Origin of the sequence: Marinobacter subterrani (assembly GCF_001045555.1) — a bacterium.
GTDB classification, from domain to species: domain Bacteria; phylum Pseudomonadota; class Gammaproteobacteria; order Pseudomonadales; family Oleiphilaceae; genus Marinobacter; species Marinobacter subterrani.
In genome coordinates this window covers 2,354,170-2,376,974 of sequence record NZ_LFBU01000001.1, presented here as the reverse complement: position 1 = coordinate 2,376,974, position 22,805 = coordinate 2,354,170, and the positions used below count along the sequence as shown (strand labels likewise).

Sequence of the window (22,805 nt, the reverse complement as noted above, 5' to 3'; positions counted from 1 at the left end):
CGCTAAGGTTTGTTCAGGAACGTTCAGTGGCGGGTTGGCTGCTCCGGCCGCCGCGAGATCGAACGCGCTCGATGTCCTCCGGTTCGATTTCCCATGCGGCGGCATCCAGATTCAGATCCTTGAAGCGTGCAACATCAAAAACCGGCTGTTCGATACCCTCGGCAATCTGGTCGTCAAAATCTTTCAGGATGCGAAGGCCTGGCTTGAACAGGGCGATCAGCGCAATCAGGTTTACCAGAGCAAGCAGGCCCATGGTTACGTCTGCAAAACCGAATACAGTGCCAAGATCAGTCGTTGCGCCCCAGCAAACCAGGCCGATGATGGCAACGCGGAAGGTGTTGAAGAAGTTCTGATTCTCGGTGCTGAAGAAATTGATGCTGTTTTCGCCGAGGTAGTAATTGTAAAGGATAGTGCTGAAGCCAAAGAGCATCAGGGCAAAGCTCACGAAGCTGCGCCCCCAGTCACCAACGTGATCTGCCAACGCTGACTGCGTGAGAGCCACACCTCCAACATCGCTCATTCCAGCCGGGTCATAGATACCGCTCAGGAGAATGATAAAGGCCGTGGACGAACAGATAATCAGAGTGTCGATGAAGACGGAAAACGCCTGAACCACGCCCTGATTTGCGGGATGGGGTACATAGGCGACAGCCGCGACGTTGGGCGCACTGCCCAGTCCTGCTTCGTTGGAGAACAGGCCGCGCTTGACGCCCATCAGAATCGCCGCGCCGATACCGCCACCGACAACTGGCTCAAGGCCGAAGGCGCTGTTGACGATCAGCATGAAGACATCCGGAATCTGTTCGATATTCAGGGCAAGAACGACGGCAGTGATCAGCAGATAGCTGCCTGCCATGATTGGAACCAGGAATTCAGCAACCCGGGCAATACGACGGACGCCGCCGAAGATAATCAGGCCTACAACCATCGCCAGGGCAATGCCGGTATAGAACACGGGGATCCCGAATGCATCATCGACAGATGTTGCTACCGCATAGGACTGCAGGGCCGTAAATCCAAAACCGAAAGTTAACAGCAACAGAATCGAATACAGCCCTGCCATCCACTTCCAGCGGGCACCAAGTCCACGGGAGATGTAGTGCGCCGGCCCACCGCGATAGGTGCCGTCCGGTTCAGCCACTTTATAGGTCTGGGCCAGGGAGCATTCCAGAAAGCTGGTGGCCATGCCCATCAGCCCTACAACCCACATCCAGAACACGGCACCGGGGCCGCCAAGCGTAATCGCAACCGCGACGCCGGCGATATTGCCGCCGCCAACACGACCGGCTACGGAAAGCAGAAGCGCCTGAAACGAGCTCAGATGCCCGTGTTTGTCTTTCTGAAAAGCCTGGCTGGCGCTGAGAATCCGGAACATGCGCCCGAAATAGCGGAACTGTACGAAGCGGGATGCGACGGTGAATCCAATACCGACGGTGACCAGCAGGGCAATCAGAACCTTGCCCCACAGTAATTCGTTCAGAAACTCCAACATAAGCAACTCCGATGACGATTGTTGTTGTGTGAAGTTGCTATTTAATCAATTGAGTGCGCCTGCTAGAATTTGCGAACTGTTGCCTGATTGGCGTGATTTGGCGCAGTTATAGCGTCAACTAGCGCTATCGCGACTTGGCGCACCGGGCTTCTGGACGAAACTGCGAGCGATTCATCGAATGCATCAGGACCTGGCTCAGAATCTCAGGCTGCTTTGCAGCTACTACAAGTCCATTGCGGAGGTTTGCCGCCGCCTTGGGATCAATCGACCGCAATTCAACAGATACCTGGGCGGCCAGCACAAGCCCTCGGCGAATACACTGCGCCGCATGTGCGAGTTTTTTGGTGTGGAAGAGCAGGAAATTCTTCTGCCGCACGGCCAGTTCCGACGCATCGTGGATGTACGCCCGAAGATCAAGGCCCAGCCAAGCCAGGGCGAGGATTCCGTCCAGGAGCACCTTGATCGACTTGATCATGACGCTCGGGGGGATATTGATAGTTACCTGGGATACTACTACGAGTACTACCAGTCCATGTCGGCGCCCGGGAAGGTGCTTCAGAATCTGGTGTGTCTGGAGCGCCGAGGCAACCGGGTGGTTTTTCAGCGTACGGAACGAATGCGGGCGACCAGCAATGAGCCGCCATGCCACAATCGGTATCAGGGTATCGCTTATTTGCTGACGGACCGGCTGTTCCTGGTGGATTATGAAACACTCAACCGGCACGAGATTACGCAGACTATTCTCTTTCCCAGTTTTCGTAACCGGGTTACCCGGTTGACGGGGCTTAAGATAGGGGTTTCCGACAACAGCGAGCGAATGCCCTGTTGCGCCAGGGTGCTCTACGAATACCTTGGGCAGAATGTCGTTGTCCGAAAGGCTCTGGCCAATTGCGGGTTACATGACCTGAGCAGCGACCGGATCGATCTTGCTATTCGCGATGCAGTTGGTAACGATATGTCACCAGAAGAGTATCTTTTCCGAGCTCGTCACTAGCGTAAAACAGGGCAGCGGCAGTGCGCCACTGCCCGGCGTATTACTTGACGGTCAGGCGCTCTGCGTTCTTCTCAATGGTCCGCTCGCCAATGCCTTTCACGTTCGCCAGGTCTGCGGTTACCGCAAAAGGACCGTTCGCTTCCCGATAGGCGACGATGGCTTCGGCTTTGCTCTGGCCAATGCCGTTCAGGCTTGCGAGGGTGGCTACATCGGCGGTGTTGATATTGACGGCGACATCTTGCGCGTAGGCAAAACCGGTCACCAGGCTGAACAGCAGAACGAGGGTGGCTAAGAGGGGCGTGCGTTTCATGGTATAAGCTCCTGAGGCTAATTTGCGTTATTGGTGTTGTGCCAGGGCGCAAAGCAGCAGGAGCGAAATGTTGGGGGAGAGCAGAAATGTGCGGTGAGCGGTAGAAGTGCACGGACGGGACCACGTTCCGTGTGATCCCAAATTCCGTGGCTGACCCCTGCCCGTTCCGTCAGGCGTGCGACTCATCCTGAGCGCGTCATCCTTGTTGCCATCCCTGTAAGCCCTGATCCCTCGGGCAACTCCTGATCCGTGGAGTTCTCATCCTTGAGCCAACGTTCCTTGCTGGCTTGTCATCCCTGACAATGACCATTTTACTGGGGATTGAATTCGTACCTATCGGAGAATCGCTCCGGGCTTTGTGCGATATGTCTTACAGGTTTGTAAGCATTTCAGCAGCTGCCAGAATGAACCTGGGTTCACTCTCACGCTCACCCCAAAGGTCGGCACCGCTCCCACCCATGGTCTGGCAATCGGAGCAGCGGGGCGGTTGGCAAACGACCGCTGAGAACAATGAGTGAGTGTCTCAGAGGAGAGCTCCAACAAACTTGATTCTTATTGCCGGATTTCCTACTTTTTCTTCTTTTTGACAAAAGTTAAATAATCGGGTCTCCCGAGACCAACTGTTACTGACAGGGCGCGCGATGAACATCGATGTCAAGACCCGAGAAGCGATCTACGATCTGTGGGATGAGCTATCCACCTTTCCTGCCTCCAAGGCGGAAGCATCCCTGCAGCACCTGATGGAGCGCCTTGCCAGAATGGTTAATGCCGGCGGAGGCTATGTTCTCTCTGCCATGCGCTTGAGCAACAGGCCAGAAAACGATCCCATGCAAGGCTGGCGGGCCGGGCCGATGTTCTATTTCAATGGGACCGAAGCCGACCGGAAGCTTTACCGGGTGGCGGCCCGTGCCATGAACAATGGCGAACCCGACCAGAGTTCCCTGAATCACATCCGCAATGCCGGGCGTTTCCGCGCCACGCTGATTCGTGATCATGTCACGGAGGAGTTTTTTGATAGTGAGCATTATCGGAAGTTCTACCGGGAACGCGGGATTTCAGACACCCTGTTTGTGGTTGCGCCTGTCAATGAGGACAGCGAAGTATACGTCGCTCTGCACCGGCTGGGGGACGCTCCCTCCTATACGAAGGAGGACCTGGAGGTCGCCGAGTTCGCACTTCGCTCACTGGTCTGGTATTTCCGGCAGGTGCTGCTGAGCTTTGGGGTTCTGGTGGCGGGTGAGCCGCTGACGCCTACCGAGCGGAATATTCTCTCCTGCCTGTTGACGGGGATGTCGGAAAAGGAAATTGCCAGCGAGCTCAACCAGCGCCAGAACACCACCCACCAATACGTGGTTACCCTTTACCGAAAGTTCAATGTGCGCAGTCGTGCGGCGTTGACTGCCCTCTGGCTCGGCCATGATTAACCCTTCCCCAATTTCTGCGTCCTTCCCGGCCTGATGGCAAATACCCCCTGATCAGGGGGTGTAAAGTTTTGTTAACAAGCATTAACATTCGGAAATATTAAAAGTCATCCTGACAAATGATGACAGGGGCGTTGGCTGTATTTCTGCAGTGCTGACATGCAGTACCCAAAATTGCCGCCGGGGCGCCTGATAGGGTTAACGCAGTAAAGGACTTGCGCCATGAATGTACGCTCCAGGCACCTCCCCACCCGCCAACAAAAACGGGAGGGCCGGCGGGTTGGCAGGCTCGACCTTCCTCTGGTCAAGCATCCCCTGACGTCGGCGATTGTGGCGGCGCTGGGTATTGCACCGGTTGCCCAGGCGGCGTCCAATACCATTGAAGTCAGCGGCCGGACCGACACCACGCTGGACATCAACGGCACCTTCACGGACATCCGCACCACAACGGTCAAGGGTGATAGCGGCTTCAACAGCTTCAATCATTTCCAGGTGGCGGCCGGTAACACCGTTAACCTCCATCTTCCCGCAGAAACCCGAAATCTCATCAATCTGGTGCACGATTCCCAGGCGGTGATCAACGGCACCCTGAACGGCCTGCTCAACGAAAAGATCGGTGGCCACATCGTGTTTGCTGATCCCCATGGCATTGTTGTTGGCGCCCAGGGTGTATTGAACGTTGGCAGCTTGTTGTTCGCCACGCCCACTTCCGATTTCATGGATGCGCTGATCAGCCCTGAAGGTGTGATTGGTGATGAAGCCGTGGGTGACCTTCTGGCCGGTAACGCCCCGCAGTCCGCCACCGGCATCATCAGTATTGAAGGCACGGTGAACAGCGCCTCTGCTATTGCCGTTTATGGCACCGATGTGGCGGTGACTGGTTCGCTACGGTCGGCGACCGATGAAGCCCGGCAGGCATTGTTCGAGGCCACGGTGAATACCGAAGGACTGCAGGCGGGCACCGCTGTGGCCGTGGTGGATGGCGGTATTACTATTCGGGCCAGTGAAGACGCGGCCGTGTCCGGGCTGTTGGATGCCAGTTCCGCGCAGACCGGAGGCCGAGGTGGCCAGGTGTCCGTGGCCGCAGAGAGTAATGTGACCATTGCCACCAGCGGCCGTGTGCTGGCTGATGGTGCTTCAGACGGTGGCGACGGGGGCCGTATCGATGTGGCTTCGGGCGCAAATCTGCAGGTTGACGGCACGATCAGCGCAAGCGGCCAGTCTCCGGATGCCACCCCGCACAACGGTGGCTCGGTCACTCTACGGTCCGATCAGGATCTGACAATCGGCGATACCGCAGCGGTCAGCGTGGCCGGCGCCGATCAGGGCGGTGACGGCGGCGAGCTTCTGCTCGATGCAACAGGCACCACCGCAGTATCCGGCAGCGCGCTGCTTGATGCCTCGGCCGGTTCAACCGGCGATGGTGGTACCCTCGAGACCACCGGTAACGATCTGACACTGGCCGGCCTGAATGCCGATTTGTCCGGCGGTACCAGCGGTGAAGATGGCCAGTTCCTGGTGGGTAACGCCAATGTGACCATGGAATCGACCGCCTATTACACGAACGGCGGCGATGTACTGATCAACGCCGGTGATTCGGTGACCATTGATGCCGGTGCCACGATCAACACCCGCCGGATTGATAGCAGTAAAACCGCGGTTACTATTGATCCTGCCAGTCAGCTTTCTGATAACCCGGCGGGACTGGCTGATGCGGCGAGTGCGGATCTCTACACCGTGGCCTCCGAAGGGGACTCCGGCAGTGTGACCCTGCAGGCGCCGAATATCACCGTCAAGGATGGCGCCAGCATTCTCACCTTCGCCACGGATGGCTACAACGCGGGCGATATCACGCTCACCTCCGGCGACAACTTCACCTGTAATATCTGCCAGTCCACCAGCCCTGGTGACTACTTCACCAGCGTTGGTAATGTGACCAATAGCGTGCGTTTGGCGCAAACGGCCGATGTCGCTATCAATGTCGAGAACGGCGCACTCATTGATGCCCGCTACGTTGAGAGGGCGGGCTATACCGGTGCTGCCGGAGCAGACGGCGATGTCACACTAAAAGCCCGTGCCTCGGATGTCCAGATAGCCGGTTGGTCGGATGCTGAGGCTAATGTCACGGTGAACGGCGCCATCAAGGGCGGCAACATCGACATTTCCGCCGAGGCCATTGCCGAGGTGGATTTCGCGTGGCTGGCCGGCCTGGACCCAGCGGACCCAACAGGCCCCCTGACGGTGATGGAACAGATGGCCAGCCTGGAGTCCTCGGAGATTCAGGACAATGCCATTGAGAGCTTCGATGACCCGACGGATCTGACCTCACTGCTGGCCCTGGGCTTTCCGATCACTGCCGGGCTGGCCATTGCCGATGCAACGGTTACCGTTGGCGCGGGTGCCGAGCTGGATGCTGCCAGCAATGTCACCGTGAAAGCCAACGCTGAGCGTATGGTGCGAGGTGCCACCGGCGGTCTGGCAAATGGGTCTCTGCCTGCGACCGGTTTTGGCGTGATTTACGGGCAGGTATCCGGTACCACAGCTGCACGGATTTCAGACGATGCCCAGGTCACCGCAACGGGTCTCTCCGTGGTTGCTGAAAGCAGGAACAAGCTGGAAGTATCTGCGGAGGCCGAGGTGTCCCGGGCCAAGACTGGTAATACCGGTAATACGGCTGCGGCTTTCGCCCTGGGAATCGGGCGCGCCCGTGTGAACACCGAAGCCGTTGTTGGAAAAGACGTTGTTTTGACGGCGGATTCGGTGGAAGTCCGCGCCAGCAATATGGACAGCCTGACCACGGAAGCCGCCAGCCTCGCCTTCGTGGATCCGAAGGCGCCCGCGACCTCCCAGGGTGCCCTTACCCTGGCCATCTCCGACTTCAACACCTCTGCTCTGGCGTCGTTCAACGCTGACCTGTCATCCGATGCCGCGTCTTCCGCGCTGGACGTTGTGGCGGAGAACATGAGCGATACCCGGGTGACCAAGGCCGTCGTCCAGAATGGCAACAACGTTTTCGATTACCTGGTAGGCAGCCGCCGTCAGCGCTCCTCCGCCATCAACAGCTTTATTCAGGGCCAGTTGAGCGCAACCGGCAAACCGGCCGGTGTTCGTCTGGCCGCCGGCGCCAGTCTTACGTTCAGTGAACAGTATGCCAAGGCGATCATTGGTGGTGGTGCCACCGTTGATCTTGCCAATGGCAACGTCTCGGTACGGTCCCGGGTGGTGGACCAGGGGGTTCGTAGCATTGCCGACAGCCGGGTGAACTCGGTTTCGGAAAAGGACGGCGCCAAAGTCTCTGGCAGCGTTGCCATTGCCTATGCTGATTACCTGCACTCCAGCCAGGCCATTATTGGCGATGGTGTTTCCATTACCGCCAGGAACATCGGTGTGGGAGCCCGCAGCGAGCTGCCGCTGGACTATGACTACGACGAGCTTATTGCAGAGTTCAACCCGGCCGAATGGGATGGCCCCGACGATTTCCTGGCCACGGTCAACAATATCGTTGGCCTGTACCTGGCGCCGGACGGGCAGGCCTATGAAACCTTCGGCCTGCCGGACTACCTGCTGACCAGCTATTCCAATGCGTTTGCCCAGAGTGCCGGCGGCAGTTCGGAAACCACCACCGCCGTGTACGGCAGTTTCAACGGCACGTTTGTCAGCCACGACACCCGTGCCTGGGTGGGCGAGGGCGCCACGTTGGTCTCTACCGGTGCCGATGACACCTGGGACAGCGACTTTGCCATTACCTTCGAGCCCCCTGAAGGCGAAGACAGCTTTGATATCAATACCGATCTCACCTGGCAGTGGTCCGGCGGCGTGGACGTGGATGCCCGCACCGCCATGGAAACAGCCAGCGTTACCGGCAACCTGTCACTGCTGACCTACCTGACTTCCCGGGCCGCGCCCTCGGACAACGCCGGTGGCGGTGCCATTGGCTGGACCGAATTCGATAGCAGCACTATTGCCGGCATTGGTGACGGTGCCGTGGTTCAGACCCACGCCCTGAACGTGGATGCCTCAACCCGTGAGTTGATGTACGTGGTGGCGCCCTCTGCCGGCCAGGGTTCCAGCGTTGCGGGCAATGGCATCCTCAGTTACGCCAACACCGATACCACCACCCACGCCAGTATTCACAGCGGCGCACGGGTTGTGGCCGACGCCGTCAATCTCGGCGCGGACTATTCCATGAACCTGTGGACCGTTGGCGGTGCCGTGGCACTTGCGCCACCGGGTGGCGACGGTGGATCAAAAACCGCCATTGGCGTGGTCTTCGCCTATAACGATGTGAAAAGCGATACCCGTGCCTATGTGGGCGATAACAGCGAGGATCGGGCCCTGGAAGAGGGCGAGTCCCCGGAAACGCCTCCGGCGGATACGGCTGTGGCATCGGGTGAGGCCGCCGGAATCAGGACGGCCGATCTGACGGTGGATGCAGTGAGCCAGGGCACGGTCGGCGTGATTGGCGCTGCGGGTGCGGTTGCTGTCAATTCCCCGGGCGGCGCAACTCCGCCGCCCACGGCGCCGTCTCCAACACCTACCCAGACCAAAGCTCAGAACGGCAGCTTCCTGGCAGCCCTGAGCGAGGCCGGCAGCGCCTTCGGAGCGGCCGGCAAACAGCCCGGAAGCAGCCTGACCGGAGCCGGTTCCATCACACTGAACCTGGCGGAAATGGATACCGTTGCGGAAGTGCGCGACACCAGTCTTCTTCAGGGGACCGGTGACCCTGCCACCAGCGTGAACGTTCGCGCTATCGGCGATGTCGATCAGATCAGCGCCTCCGGTGCCGCGGCCATTTCCATAGCCGGCGGAGGCAGTGGCAGTGCGGCAGCCATTGCCGCCGCGGTGGCTGTGAATGATATCAGCAACAGCGTTCGTGCCGGCCTGTACAACGTGGATGGCAGGGTGGATCTGCTTGATGTTCTCGCGGCGGGTTCTGGCGATATCCTCTCCATCGGCGTCGCCCTGGCAGCCAGCTCCTCCAGTGGCGCCGGCGCGGCCGGAGCCGGTTCCGTCTCGGTGGCGGCCATCGACTCCGATTACGAGGCCGAGATTGAGGACAGTGAGCTGGTTGGCTCTGGCGCCGGCAGCACCGCCAATGTGACCGGCTACGACCGTTCCCGCATTCTTACGGGCGGCGGCTCCCTGGCCCTGGGCCTGGGGGGCGGTTCCGGCGGCAGCGTTGGCCTTGCCGCCACGTACGCCCGGATTGATAACGATGTCAGCTCCTTCATCCGGGGCAGCAGCCTGACCGGCTTCGACACTGTGGATGTCAGTGCCCTGGGCGCGGCCCGAATCCTGGCGGGCGCCTTCGGTGGCAGCGCGGCCACCGGCAGTTCCTTTGCCGGCGCCGGTTCGGTCTACATCATGACAGTGGACAGCGACCTGCAGGCCGGCATTACCGGCCAGTACGGCACCAAAGATGACGACGGCGACGCGGCAACGCCGGAAGTGGTGGATTATGGAAACCTGGTGACGGCCTCGACGGTGGAAGCGGCCGGTGACGTGACCGTGACGGCTCGCAGCACCGCCGACACCGCCGACCCGGATAATCTGTTCCGGGATAACACTGCCGGCGCACAGGGCGATTTCGACGCCAACGCGCTTTCGGATGTGGATTCCAGCCAGACCGGGCTGACACTCGATAATGAGGAATTTGCTTCTGGCGAGACGGTCGTGGGTTTCGCCGGGTCGCTCGCGATCAGTGCTGGCAACGCGGCGGCCGGAGCGGCCGTTGGCTTTACCGACCTCCAGGGCAGCTATGTGGCGGAGATTCGTGATTCGTCCGTGACCGCCACCGATGGCGACCTGGACGTTTCTGCCCTGAACTCCCGCAAGGCGATCGGTATTGCGGCCGGCGCCAGCGTTTCGGGTGGCAACGGGTTCTCGGCTCTCGGGTCCGGCGCCATTACCCTGAGCAGTACCGATGTGGCGGCGCGGGTTCTGGGCAACTCCAGCCTCAATGCCGATAATGTTTCCGTCACCGCCGGGGCGGACGGCAATTTCTTCTCCCTGGCAGGCAGTCTTTCCGCCACCGTGGGTGGCCAGGCGGCCATCGGCGCTGCGGCAAGCTATAACGACATTGGTGGTACCGTGTCTGCCGAACTCGGCGGGCTGGCGACAGTGACCGACGGCGGCGCTGCCGCTGACAAGGGCAGGGTGACCGTCAAGGCCACCCAGGATGCGGATATTGCCTCCATTGCCGTTGCCGGCGCCGTCAGCGACGGTACCCAGGGCGTTGCCCTGGCCGGGTCTTCCAGTATCAACCTGATGACGCTGCAGACCGACGCCCTGATCAACGCCGGCAGCATCACAGCCGGCAATGTGTCGGCTACCGTGGGCACTGGCACCGCGGCCAATCGGGCCAGTATCTGGTCCCTGGCTGGCGTTATCAGTGGCAGCGGTTCCGTGGGCGGCGGGCTGGCCGCCTCCGTCAATACCATCACTGGCGGCTACACAGCCGGAATTGAAGGCACGGAGCTGATCGGCACCGACAGCCTGACGGTCAATACCACCAGCTATTCTGAAATCAAGACGCTGGCGGCCTCCGCCGGAGCGGCGGGCCTGGTCTCTGCGGGTGTGTCCAGCGCCAACAGCTTTACCGAGAACACCCTCAGCGCCAAAGCCACGGATGTGAACCTGGACAACACCGCGGCGGATGTCGAGATTACCGCGGCCGACAACAGCACCATCGACAGCCTGGCGGGTGCGGTTCAGGTCGGGGGCACGGCTGTGGGTGCCTCGGTTGCCGTTAATCGCATCGGTAACGACGTGGTGGCCGAGCTGTCCGGTGGCCAGTTCAATGTAGCCGATGTGCTTCTGGATGCCGATTCCCAGGCCCGTATTGGCACTGTCTCCGCCGGTTTGTCTGCCGGTGGCGGTGATGCCGTTTCCGGTTCGGTGTCCGTCAACCTTCTGAATACCAGCACCCGTTCAGAGATTCGGGACGATGCCGATGTTACGGCACAGAACAACGTTGGTGTGCTGGCCGCCAATAACGACGTTCTGGAAGTGTTTGCCGGTGCCGCCGGCGTCAGCTCCGGCTCCTTCGGTGGCGGCGCCTCCCTGGTGGTGAACCACATGCTGGCCAGCACCGAGGCCCTGATCAGCGGCAGCGGTACGCAGGTCAGTGCCCTGGCCAGAGACAGCGGCAGTGTTCTGGATGTGGCGACCGGAGATCTCATCAGCACGCCAGAGCTCACCCGCCTGGAAGATCTCGTTGATATCACCGCTACGGATCTGCAGAGCGACCGTAAATCGGTACGGGGTGTTGCGGTCAATGCCCAGTCATTGCAAAGCGTTTCGACCTTTGCCGTTACGGCTGGCTTCAGTGCGGGCACGGCCGCCGGTGCCCTCACGGGTACCACCAATATTGTCGGCGGTGCCACCCGCGCCGGAATCACCGGCGCGGCCATCAATACAGCGGACGGCGCCAATGCCGCCCAGCAATTGGATGTGAATGGCTCCAGCCACGCCTACACCTCGAACATGGGCATCAGCCTTGCCGGCGGTGCTGGTGGTGCCGGTGCCGGGGTGCTGGTGGTGGATGTGGTTAACCGCCAGACTGAGGCCTTCCTGAGTGGCGTGGATGCCCGGGCCAAAGGCAATGTAACGGTGGATGCCTACACTGGCCTTGGTACCACCGTGATGTCCGCCGGTGCGGCCGGCGGCGCGGGTGGGGTGGCTGCCGGTAGTGGTACCTTTGCCCTGCACGATGCCACCACTCTGGCCTACCTGGATAACGGCACCGATGTCACCGCGGGCGGCCTGATTGTTGACGCTGCAACGGACAACCAACTGCTGCTGGCCTCTGGTTCTATCGGGGTGGCAGGCGGATCTGCAGCGGCCGGTGCCATGAACCTGGCCATCAGCTCTCTGACCACAGAAGCCACGGTGGATCGTGACAAGCGGGACGGCAGTGCCGGTGATTCCGACAGCATTCTATCGGTCACCGGAGACACCCGGATCAATGCCCGTACCGGCAGCGAAATCGACACCTGGGCGGTTGGTGCGGCGGGCGCCGGTGCCGCCGGGGTGGCCGGTTCGGTGACGGCAAACGTGGCCGAAAACCGGACCATTGCCCGGGCCAGCGGTGTTGACCTTGGTAACGAGAATACCACGGGTAATATTGAAGTGACGGCGGCGGATTCGGCGGATCTCAGCAGTTTCGCCGGCGCAATCGGCATTGGCGCATCCCCGGCAGGCATGGGGCTGGGTGCCGGCGGCCATGTGTCTGTGCTGCATTCCAGTGTCGGTGCCACAGTGGAGAATTCGACCCTGCGCACAACGGGGAATGTCACCGTCGACGCCCTGAGCGACTCGAAGATTGACGCCACCAGTGTGGCCGCCGGCGGCGGTGGCACCCTCGGCATTTCCGGTGCCCTGTCGGTGACCTTCATTGGCAGCGGTGAGCGCGGCGATGCCAACGAGGAACTCGACAAGGGCGGTTCCGGTACCCTGAGCGAACTGGATTCGCTGGCCAACGCGGACCGCACCGGTGATGCCGCCGATGAACTTGACGGCGACCAGGTCTCCGCCATCAACTCGGCGGGCACCTACGACCTGCGGGCGGCCACGGACGCCAGCCTCGCCGATACGACGACGGCCAGGATAGCGGATTCCGGTGTCACCGCTGCCGACGTAACGGTAAAAGCCACGGACAAAACCCGCCTCAAGAGCACCGCCGGGGCAGTGGGTATCGGCGGGACCCTGGGTGCGGGAGGCTCGGTAATTATCGACCGGGTCTACAACACCGTCACCGCCCAGGTGGCTGGCAGCTCCAGCCTGACCCTGACCGGTGATCTTGATATTGGCGCCTATGCCCTGAACGGCGACGGTGGCGACGCCATTGAGGCGGATGCCGTGGCCGGCGGTGCCGGTATCGTGGGGCTCGGTGCGGCGGTGGTAGACAGTCGCATCGATAATGCCGTGAACGCGGGCCTGAGTGGTTCGTTGACCAGCGGCCCGAACAGCCCCAGCCTGCAATACACCTCTGTGGAGGCTGAAGACGCCACCTCCATCGAGGCCGATGCGATTGGTGCCGCCTTTGGCGCCGGCGCCGTTGGCGTGGTCGTCGCCACGGCCGCTAAAGACAGTGGCGTGGATGCGCGCATTGAAGGGGCCACGTTCAACGACAGTTTCTCCACTCGCATCGAAGCCGACGGTTCCGGCGCGGTGGATGTACACACCATTGCCGCGGCCGGCGGTCTTGGTGCGGCCGGCGGCGGCTCGGTAGCGACCGCGTTGGACACCTCGACAATTGATGCCGGTGTCTACAATAGCGCCCTCAAGGTGAACTATGGCGGCCTGGATGTTCTCGCCGAAGCCACGCCGGACGCAACGGCCTTTGCCCAGGGCTGGACTGTATCCGGCGGCCTGTCCATTGGTGCCTCCATCGCGGACGCCCGGACGGATACCACGGTAACAGCGACGCTGGATGAAGGCAGCTCGGTTTCCGGCAGCGGCGGCCTGAATGTTGACGCCACCGTTTCGAAAGCCTCTGGCAACGATAACAGTGCCGATGCCCAAGCCGAGGGTTCCTCCGGCGGCCTGGTGATTGGCATCAGCGCCACGTCGGCAACCGCCAAAGGCGCCTCTGATGCAACCGCGCTGGCCGCGGGTTCCCTGGATCTGGCCGGTGACGTTCGGGTATCGGCGGATAACACCAGTGCCCAGTATGCCAGGGCGGATGGATTTGCCGTGGGCGCAGCCTCTGACGGCCGCAACACCGGCACGGCAACCGCCGAGGGCACCACAACTGCCACCTTCAGCGCCACCATGACCGACACCCGTCGGGATTCACTGACGGTGATGGCAGACAGCAAAACCAGAAACCGGGTGGACGCCGAAGCGGGCAGCGGCGGCATCATTGCCGGTGCCTCTACCACTGCCGTCACCAAAGACACCAGCACCACGACGACCAACCTGGCCAACGGCGGAACCGCCACGCTGGCCGATCTGAACCTGAGCGCTACCCATGTGAGCGACTTCAATGCCAACCTGAATACGGTTCAGGCCTCGGCGCTCGGTGCCAGCGGGGGCTTTACCCGCCATGACGTGGACGCAGAGGCCAAAGTCAACGTGGCTGACGGCGCCAAAGTGGACGCCCGGAATGTTGAAATTCGCAGTCTGGCGGAAGCGACCAAAAAAGGCCGGGAATACAGCCTCACCTCCGGCGCCGGTGGCATTGCCAACGCGGCCGCAGCCAGTATTACCACGGACGTCACCCTGGATAGCCTGGTGGACATCGGCCAGAACGCGGCCCTTGAGGCGACCGGCGACTGGCGCGACCCCGGCTTCCTGCTGATCAATGCCGAGGCGAAGTTCGATCTGGAGGACCGCCTGCGCATTGATGCCGGCGGTGGCCTGCCGATCGCCCGCGGTGATGCTTTTATGACCCTGACATCGAACACTGATGTGTCGGTGGGCGAGGGTGCCCGCATCACGTCGGTGGGTGATCTGTCGATCGGTGCGCGCACCGATGCGGTCGCTGAAGTGGCGGGTAACGTCAAGACCTATGGCCTTGCCGGTGCCGCGGATGGCACCACCGACCTGACCATGACGGCGGATAACACCGTTAACCTGGCGGCCGGCAGCTTCCTCAAAGGCTATGGCGATGTCACCTTGAATGCCGGTATGAGTGCGGCGGGCGACGATGGCCGTTACCAGCTCACTGGGCGGATGGACTTGTGGAACAACACGGCCTTCGCCATGAGCGGCCCGGCGGTGGTCAATACCACCCTGGACAACGACAGCAAGGTGACCATTGCCTCTGGCAGTGAAGTGCATGGCGTTCGCGACATTTTCATCAATGCCCGCCCGGGCAATCAGGACCTCACCGCCCGTGGCACGGCAACGGATCTGGCAAAGCAGGCTGTTGAAGGCATAGTGAATGGCCTGGCCGACCTGGTGGGTGCCGAGGAGGTGTCACTGAAGACCATCTCCGGCGATACCCACCGTACCTCCAACGAGGTCGTCACCGTAAACGGCGCCCTCAAAGCCGGCGTGCACAACAAGGAAATTCTGGAACTCGGTTATCGTTTTGACCCCGACACCGACCAGGTAGTGATCGAGGAAGTGCAGAAAACCGACGGCATTTCCTACCGCGTTGTCGACGGCAGCTACAACCAGACCATTACCGAGCGGATTGACGAACTGTATGCGATGCAGGCGGAGTACGCGGCCTCGGAAACCGAGAAACGAGCCTTCCAGGCGGAAATCAATCTGCTGAAAGAAGCGCTGATCGGATTCTTCGTGGATGAGCTAGGCTACGCGCGGGAGGATATCGTCAAGGACGGTAAACTGTTCGCACCCCGGGATCTGCCCATCAAGATCGTGGAAGTGGACCCGGTGATTGCCCGTGGCGGCAACATCAGCGTCACCGGCGATGCCCTGGTCGGCAGTGGCGTACTGGATGCCCCCGGCGATGCCAGTATCACCATCGATAACCCGACGCCTGCGTTCCTCCGCCTGGAAGGGCTGGAAATTCCCAACGATGCGGTGGGTGATATCACCCTCAACGGTTCACTGGTGTCCAGTGCCTCTGACATCGGGGCGCTGAACAGCGGCGATCATGGCAGTGCCGGATTCAGCAGCGTCGTCAGTGGTGCCAACTCGCCGGCACCATCGATTACGGTCGCCAATACCTTTAACCCGTCCGACGTAACGCTGCCGGATCTCAGTGATCGTTCCGATTCCGTAAACTCTCCGTTCGCTGGACTTTTGCCAACAGACATTTTTGTGCAGGGCGATATCCTCAACCTGGGCGGCAGTGTCGATCTGGAAAGTACCAAGGGCAGTCTGTACATCCAGGCGGATATCCGCGGCAACTCCCTCGATATTGGTGCCGGTGCGGATATCCTGCTCAGCTATATCGACGCCTTCCGCCACGTCGGCAACGACCCACGGGGTGCCGACTTCAATGCCGAAGGCTACGACCCGGGCAACTACATTGCCGGCAACAACCTGGTGGCCAGTGCCCGCTATCTGAACATCAATGGCACCGTGCAGTCAGGCATCGCCGACTGGCAAGTGACCATTGATGACGCCGCGAAAGCCGCGATGGACGACGCGCGCGATAACTACAGGGACAATGTGGGCGAACAAATTGTGCGCATCACGGATTCCGACCCGAGCGATGGCATTATCGGCTACCGCTACGATGCCAAGGCCGACCGGATCCTGCTGGACGAGGTGGACGTAGCCGGCGGCTACATGGAGCTGACCGGTGAGATCATGAGTACCGGCAACGGCCAGATCAACGTCCTCGACGGCTATGGCCGGGTGAAGATCAACAACACCACCGGCAAGGCCCTGCAGCTCTCCGACATCAGCCTGGGCGATGACATTGAAGGCGTGCTGCGCATCAATGACACCGACCTGCTTAACCGGGGCACGGCATCCGAGACTACCGTCCTCAACAGCACGATCTACACCCGCGTTGGTGATGATGTGCAGGTCTACCGTGGCCGCTCTGATGAGATTGAGCGCAGCAGCGCCTATCTGGACGAAACCCGGAGCAACACCCGGTCGGCCAGCTACTCTCCGAGCGAAGGGCTGGATTTTGTCTGGCTGGAAGGGCAGGAGTTCTCTGAGACCCGCACCGTGACGCGCTATTCGGATACTGCCATCGGCTTCATCGACAGCGGTAGCGGTACTATCAGCTCGGATACCGGCTGGTTGCCCTCTGGCGATGCCAACCCCATGGAAAATGCCGAGTACGTGGGCTTCAATGCAACGCCGGGCACTGAGGATTTCAGCATTGATGACCCGGTATTCTCTGAGCCACAGACCTGGACGACCTGTGAGGCTCACTTCATTGTGTGCCTTGAAGTGCGCTACTGGCAGAAGCAAAGCTCGACCCGGGGCGCCTTCGAGATCACCCGTAATGTTGCCGACGCGGACAAAGACATTGCCATCAACTTCATCGGCTTCGATGCCGGCGACCTGGATGTGAGCACCGATGCCGACCTCCGGCTCTCGGGCGACCTTCGCAATGCCGCGGGCCGAATCCGCCTGGATACCTCCAACGGCAGCATCACGGCCAGCAACTCCGATGTACTGATTGACGCGGATCGGCTTGAGCTGGAGGCCACAAGCGGCATCGGTGGCCCGGGCCCGCTGTCTGTTGCCGTTGGTAATGGAGGCCTGGATGCATCCACCGTGGCCGGTGATGTCTCGATTGACGGCATCCGGGGCGATCTGCGGGTGGACGCAGTGACCACTGGCAATGGTGGCGTAAACCTGAGCTCCCAGAACGGCATACTCGCCTTGAATGCCAGTGCGCTGGTGCAGGGTAACGATCTCGTACTCACCGCCCGCCAGGGTTCGGTTGGCGCGGCCGGCGCGATGCTGGGCCTCAACAGCGGTGTGGCGCAGGACGGCCGGGTGATTATCAACGCCCAGCAGGACGTGGGCGTGCGGGAAACCAGTGGTGACCTGAACGTCTGGCAGATCCAGGGCGGCGGTGATGTGACTGTTGCGGTCGCTGATGGCGATCTGGTGGATGTGAACACCAACGACGTTCGTGACGAGCGCCGGGCGGATGAGTTGCTCAACCTCTGGAACGATATGAACCTGCTGGGTGCGGGTGCCGAAGCCTCGCTGGAGCAGCAGAAACAGGCATTAGTGACTGCCGGTGAGGCCCGGTACAACCGCTACTGGCAGTTGCGCGGCCTGAGCCGGGATGCTGAAGGCAACATCGTTACCGATGCCTACGATGCGGACTTCGAGTACAGCCTGAGCGATTCGGAGCGGGCTTTCCTGGCCGACAGCAACGGCTGGGATGACGCCGAGATAGCCGCCTACGAGCAGCAGCAGACCCGGACTTACCACGATCTGCATGCCGAGTTTGGCGGCAGCGCCTACGACGAGAACTTCCAGTTCGAGTTGTCGGAGGCGACTGGTGAACAGGTGGCATCCGGTGCCGTATGGACCGAAAGCCAGCTGCGCAACAGCATTTCGAAAGCGCTGATCGAGAAAGACGCGGGCGGATCGCTGGTTAACGAAGAGGCCAACATTATTGGCCAGAACGTATCCCTGGCCGCCGGTAACATAGGCCGCACTCTGGCGGATGATGTTGTGATTGACGTCACCAGCGGCCTTGATGGGGTCAGCGACGAAGAACTCCTGGCGCTGTCATCGGCGGAGTTTGATGACGTCAGCTTTGACGAAGACAACGCCAGGATCATCCGGGTGACCCAGCGGGAGGACCTGGATGTTCAGGCCAGTGGCACCATAACGGCCACGGCAGACAGCGACATCTTCCTCGGCGGCGAAACCGACTTCAACCTGTACAACGTAGACGGTGGCGCCGTTCGCGTGCTGACCGACGGCTCCATCACCACCGCGCGGCCCGGCGAGACCGTGGTCAGCGGTACCGATGTGATCCTCGAGTCGGCCGGCGGCAACATCGGCACCGCCGAGGCACCCATCCAGACCGCGATCACCGGTGACCTGAGTGCCCGGGCGGCCAATGCCCTGTACCTGTACCAGCAGGGCAGCCTGAGCCTGGGCCGGGCCTTTGCCGGGGATAGCATCTGGCTGTCGGTCGCCGGGGGGGATCTGGTCGGCGCCTATGACAACACCGGGATCAATATCATCCAGGGCGGGGCGGTGAACCTGAACGTGAATGGCAATATCGGTTCCGCGACCCAAAGCCTGAATGTCCTGACGGGCGATGGCGAGGCCCTGAACCTGCAGGCTGGCGGCGACGTCTGGCTGGGTGTCGAAGCCAATGACCTGCTCATCGGCCAGGCCGAATCGACCGGCGCCATGGCGCTGAAGGGCGCTACCATTCAGGGTGATGGCGACGCACACCGCATTGCCAGCGGTGGCCCGCTGACGCTCACTGCCGTGGGGGATATCGGCAGTGCCGACCAGAGTCTGCAACTTGCCTCGGCCGAGCCGACAGTGCTCAGCAAAACCGGCGCCCTGTACCTCTCATTCCTCGATACGGTGACCGGTGGCGGCCTGGCCGCACTGGAGGGCATTATCCGGTTCGACAGCCTGGCGGATGTGACGCTGGACAGCGTGCTGGCCAACGACGGCGACATTGTCGGCAGCTTCGGTGGCAACGGCTCCCTTGGCTCGGTGGAAGCGGGCACCTACGTGGATCTGGCGAGCGACGGCAACCTGGAGGTTGGCAGCGCCAATGCGGGCACCGTCATCAACCTGGTGGCCGATGGCAATGTCAGCGTTGGCGAGGCGTCCGCCGGGGACGACCTGGTGGTGGATGCCGGCCAGACGGCGGAACTCGGACGGCTCGAATCCCTCAGTGGCAATATCGTGGTGGACGCGACGGATGCTGCCGTGGAGTTTGCCAATGCCGACAGCGCCGATGCCGAGATCCGCATCCACACCACCGGCAATCAGAGCCATGGCCAGAAGGACCCGGAGGCGGGGGGGTACTTGAGCGCCGATGGTCTGGTAGAACTGATTGCCGATGGCGACATCACATTCCGCGAAATCCGGGTGGGCAAGGAAACCGACGATCCGGACCTTGGTGGTGATGCCTTCCTGGAATCCTCGAATGGCGACATTTCCGGTAACCTGGTGAAGGCAAGTCGGGATGTGATCACCCGCGCCTTGCGCGGCGAGCTGTTTCTCGAGCGGATTGACGCCGGCCGAGGCTATACCATCCGGGCGGCGCGGGACATCAACGTGGCCATCGGCGGCGATTTCGATTCCCGTTCGGGGTCGCTGGAAGCCGGCCGCAACATCTATCTCTCTACCCTGGGTGTGGAGGGTTCTGACGGCGATATCCTGCTGGGCGGCCTGTTGGCTGAAACCGGCACTGTCAACCTGGATGCTGCCGGAGACATCGTGATTGCCAGCTATGAAGGGGATGGGGTTGCCACTTCCGGAACCATCGAGGCGGGGCAGGACATCATTGCCACGGCTGGCGGCAGCATCAGCCTCGGCAATGGCCTGAACGCCGGTACCGGTGTCTCCCTGACGGCCGCCGGCGCGCTGGATATTACCGGAGACGTGCTTGCCGGTGGTGACTTTGCCGCCAGTGCCGGTGGCAATATCACCGTGGCGGATTCCGTGGATGTGGGCGGCGGCGTTCTGGCGGAGGCCGGTGCCAGTATTTCCATGCTGGATGCGGTTTCTTCCGGGGCGGATGTCAGTTTGCGGGCGGTAGACACCATCCTTGTAGATGTTATCGAGTCTGCGGGCGGGCAGTCGCTGGCGGCGGGCAACGACGTCAACTTCGCTCGGCTGACCGCTGGCGGACCAGTCGCTGTTCTGGCCGGTGACGCCATTTCCGGTGACAGGATTGCCGTGCCGGCCCGGATCAGCCTGCAGGGCCGAACCATCGCGACGGACATCGAGCATACCGGAGCCCGGCTTGATGGCGTGGTTACCGGCGCGGATGGCAATCTCGCCGATGTCGTGTCCCTCGGTATCGACAGCAGCGGCAGCATTGAAATGGCACAGTTCCATGCCGAGCAGGCCACCGTTGCCACCACCACGGACCGTTTTGCGATTGATTCCGGCTGGGTGGGCACGGATCTGTCGGTTATCACCAGCACCAATACCCTGTACATGAACAATCGCAGTTCCGCGGTTCGGGACGTGGATGTTCAGCTATTCGAGCCGGATACCCGGTTCAGCCTGCGCATGCGCGATGGCTGGACCTGGACCGACGCCTATGTCTCCCACTATCGCCCGGGCCACGATGTGCAGAGCCCGAACTACAACGAGAGCCGTCAGGACACCGGCCTGGAAGTCAACGGCGCCAGTGTAGCCCGGAATACGGACCGAACGCTGCAGGGTGGTACCGACGCGATCCTGCGCAGCCTCACCGTGCCCATGGACTTCTCGGGCCCGGTTGCGCCGGCTCTGGAATCGGCCGGTGGTATTGAGGGAAGCGCTGTCAACCTGGACGATCGCCAGGCCACAACAACAATGGAGAGCACGGATGACGAAAAAGAAGTCTGATCACCCGCCGATGGCCCGAAAGGGCCGGGTGTATCTGGCGGGTGTCGGGCTGGCAGTGGGCAGCGGCCTGGTCGCCGCCCAGCAGGCGCCAGCCCCGGACCTGAGAATCCTTGACCCGGCGCTGCAACAGGAGAGAACCCTTCAGAGTGAGGAGTATTTTCGGGAACAACCCCGGGAACTCGAGAAGGACCCGCTCGAAACACCGCCTGCCATTGGAGCGGGCGGTTTGCCGGAATCCGGCGTGACCTTCGAGCTTCGCGAGGTTCGCATCAATAATTCCGAATTACTGCCCATGGCACAGATCCGCGAGCTGATTGCCGGCTACGAGGGCCGGACCGTCACGTTCGGCGACATCAACAAGCTGGTGAATGCCATTAACGAGCTGTATGCCGGCGAGGGCCTGGTTAACGCCCGTGCGTTGGTGCCGCCGCAACAGATACAGAACGGCGTCCTCAGGTTGCAACTGGTGGAGGGCCGCCTGGGTAAGGTGATCATCGCCAACGAGCATTACACGCGGGACCCGGTGGTGCTGTGGGGACTGCCGGTGGAGACCGGTGAAGTCGTTGATGTGCGAACATTACGACCGGCCCTGACCCGGATCAACCGCACCGCCAACTTCAGCCTGAGGGCGGCGCTGGCCGCAGGCGAGGAATCCGGAGAAACCGATATCCGCCTGACCATCAACGAGCAGCCGCGGCTCATCGGGCAGGTTTTTGCCGACAACGCCGGCTCGGAGAGCACCGGCGAGGAACGTCTTGGCGCTTCGCTGGTGGTGAACGGACCACTGAGGATCGACGACCGCCTGACCCTGTTTGCAGTGGGCTCGGAAGGTTCGGTGAACGGTCTGTTCAGTTACGATGCGCCGGTGAATCGCTGGGGCGGCCGACTGGGCGTGCGGTTCAGCCAGGGCGATATCGAAATTGTCAAAGGCCCGTTCGAAGCCCTGAACGTTACCGGTGACTCCCGGGAAATTGCCTTGCGCTGGGACCAGCCCTGGTACTCCGGTGATACGGTCCTGATTCAGAGCTACCTCGAGAACGCCGCGATCAAGTCCACCACGGAACTTGAGGGCGAGGCGGTCAGCGAGTTTGACGTGGATCGCTGGGCGCTGGGCGCGCAAGTCAACGGGTACCTGGGAACGGCCAACTGGAGCTTTCGCCAGGGCGCCGTGCAGGCGGACGTGGAGAATGTGTTCGGAGCCAGTGAGGACTACACCCTTTACGACGGCGATGCGTCCTGGGTGCAGGCGCTGGGCGGAGGATTTCTCGGATTTTTCCGTGGCGGCTGGCAGTTTTCAGAAGACGATACCGTGCCGCCAACCCTGCTGTTCCAGTCTGGCGGCTCGGGCAGTGTCCGTGGTTATCCCTCCGGTGCGGTTGCCGGCGCCGATGGCCTGTTTGCCAGCGTCGAAGGCCGTTACCGATGGCGAGACGGCCTTGAGCCCTTCGTGTTCGCAGACTATGGCAAGGTTGAAGATATCAGCCCGTCCAACGAGGAGTTGTATAGCCTTGGCCTGGGTCTGCGCTGGCAATACGGTGATCATCTGAACGGCGAGATATACTGGGGCCAGACCCTCCGGGACGTGGTGCCAGACCAGGACGCCGGCAAACTGCTGGCCCGCATCAGCTACCAGTTCTGAACCAGAAC

General features: G+C 61.4%; 6 protein-coding genes. 4 read left to right on the top strand and 2 right to left on the bottom strand.

Features of this window, described 5'->3' with window-relative positions; all coding sequences use genetic code 11:
• Positions 1 to 13 precede the first annotated feature (13 nt).
• A complete protein-coding gene (locus tag msub_RS11120) occupies positions 14 to 1,492 on the bottom strand; it encodes an alanine/glycine:cation symporter family protein (protein ID WP_048496077.1) in 1,479 nt (492 codons plus the stop codon).
• Positions 1,493 to 1,670: 178 nt separating this feature from the next.
• On the opposite strand from msub_RS11120, the gene msub_RS11115 reads away from it, so the two are divergent.
• Entirely contained in the window at positions 1,671 to 2,486 is an 816-nt protein-coding gene (locus msub_RS11115; protein WP_048496076.1) for a helix-turn-helix domain-containing protein, read from the top strand.
• A 40-nt stretch (positions 2,487 to 2,526) separates the two neighbouring features.
• Here msub_RS11115 and msub_RS11110 read toward each other — a convergent pair whose 3' ends face one another.
• Positions 2,527 to 2,796, bottom strand: coding sequence for a ComEA family DNA-binding protein (locus tag msub_RS11110; protein ID WP_048496075.1), 270 nt, complete (start codon positions 2,794 to 2,796; stop codon positions 2,527 to 2,529).
• A gap of 641 nt (positions 2,797 to 3,437) precedes the next feature.
• Here msub_RS11110 and msub_RS11105 point away from each other — a divergent pair.
• The 3 genes from msub_RS11105 (at position 3,438) to msub_RS11095 (ending at position 22,797) form a co-directional block, all read left to right on the top strand.
• Positions 3,438 to 4,220 (top strand): helix-turn-helix transcriptional regulator, encoded by a 783-nt coding sequence (locus msub_RS11105; protein ID WP_048496074.1) that lies wholly within the window; start codon positions 3,438 to 3,440, stop codon positions 4,218 to 4,220.
• 219 nt (positions 4,221 to 4,439) lie between these two features.
• Positions 4,440 to 21,158: a leukotoxin LktA family filamentous adhesin gene (locus tag msub_RS11100; protein WP_048496073.1), complete on the top strand. Its 16,719-nt coding sequence runs from the start codon at positions 4,440 to 4,442 to the stop codon at positions 21,156 to 21,158.
• A complete protein-coding gene (locus msub_RS11095; RefSeq protein WP_048496072.1) occupies positions 21,139 to 22,797 on the top strand; it encodes a ShlB/FhaC/HecB family hemolysin secretion/activation protein in 1,659 nt (552 codons plus the stop codon). The genes msub_RS11100 and msub_RS11095 overlap by 20 nt, the downstream gene beginning before the upstream one ends.
• Positions 22,798 to 22,805 lie beyond the last annotated feature (8 nt).

Bases quoted from the DNA above. Each gene is read 5' to 3' on its own strand.
- msub_RS11120 (WP_048496077.1), bottom strand. From the start codon at position 1,492: ATGTTGGAGTTTCTGAACGAATTACTGTGGGGCAAGGTTCTGATTGCC.
- msub_RS11110 (WP_048496075.1), bottom strand. From the start codon at position 2,796: ATGAAACGCACGCCCCTCTTAGCCACCCTCGTTCTGCTGTTCAGCCTG.
- msub_RS11105 (WP_048496074.1), top strand. From the start codon at position 3,438: ATGAACATCGATGTCAAGACCCGAGAAGCGATCTACGATCTGTGGGAT.
- msub_RS11095 (WP_048496072.1), top strand. From the start codon at position 21,139: ATGACGAAAAAGAAGTCTGATCACCCGCCGATGGCCCGAAAGGGCCGG.
- msub_RS11100 (WP_048496073.1), top strand. From the start codon at position 4,440: ATGAATGTACGCTCCAGGCACCTCCCCACCCGCCAACAAAAACGGGAG.
- msub_RS11115 (WP_048496076.1), top strand. From the start codon at position 1,671: ATGCATCAGGACCTGGCTCAGAATCTCAGGCTGCTTTGCAGCTACTAC.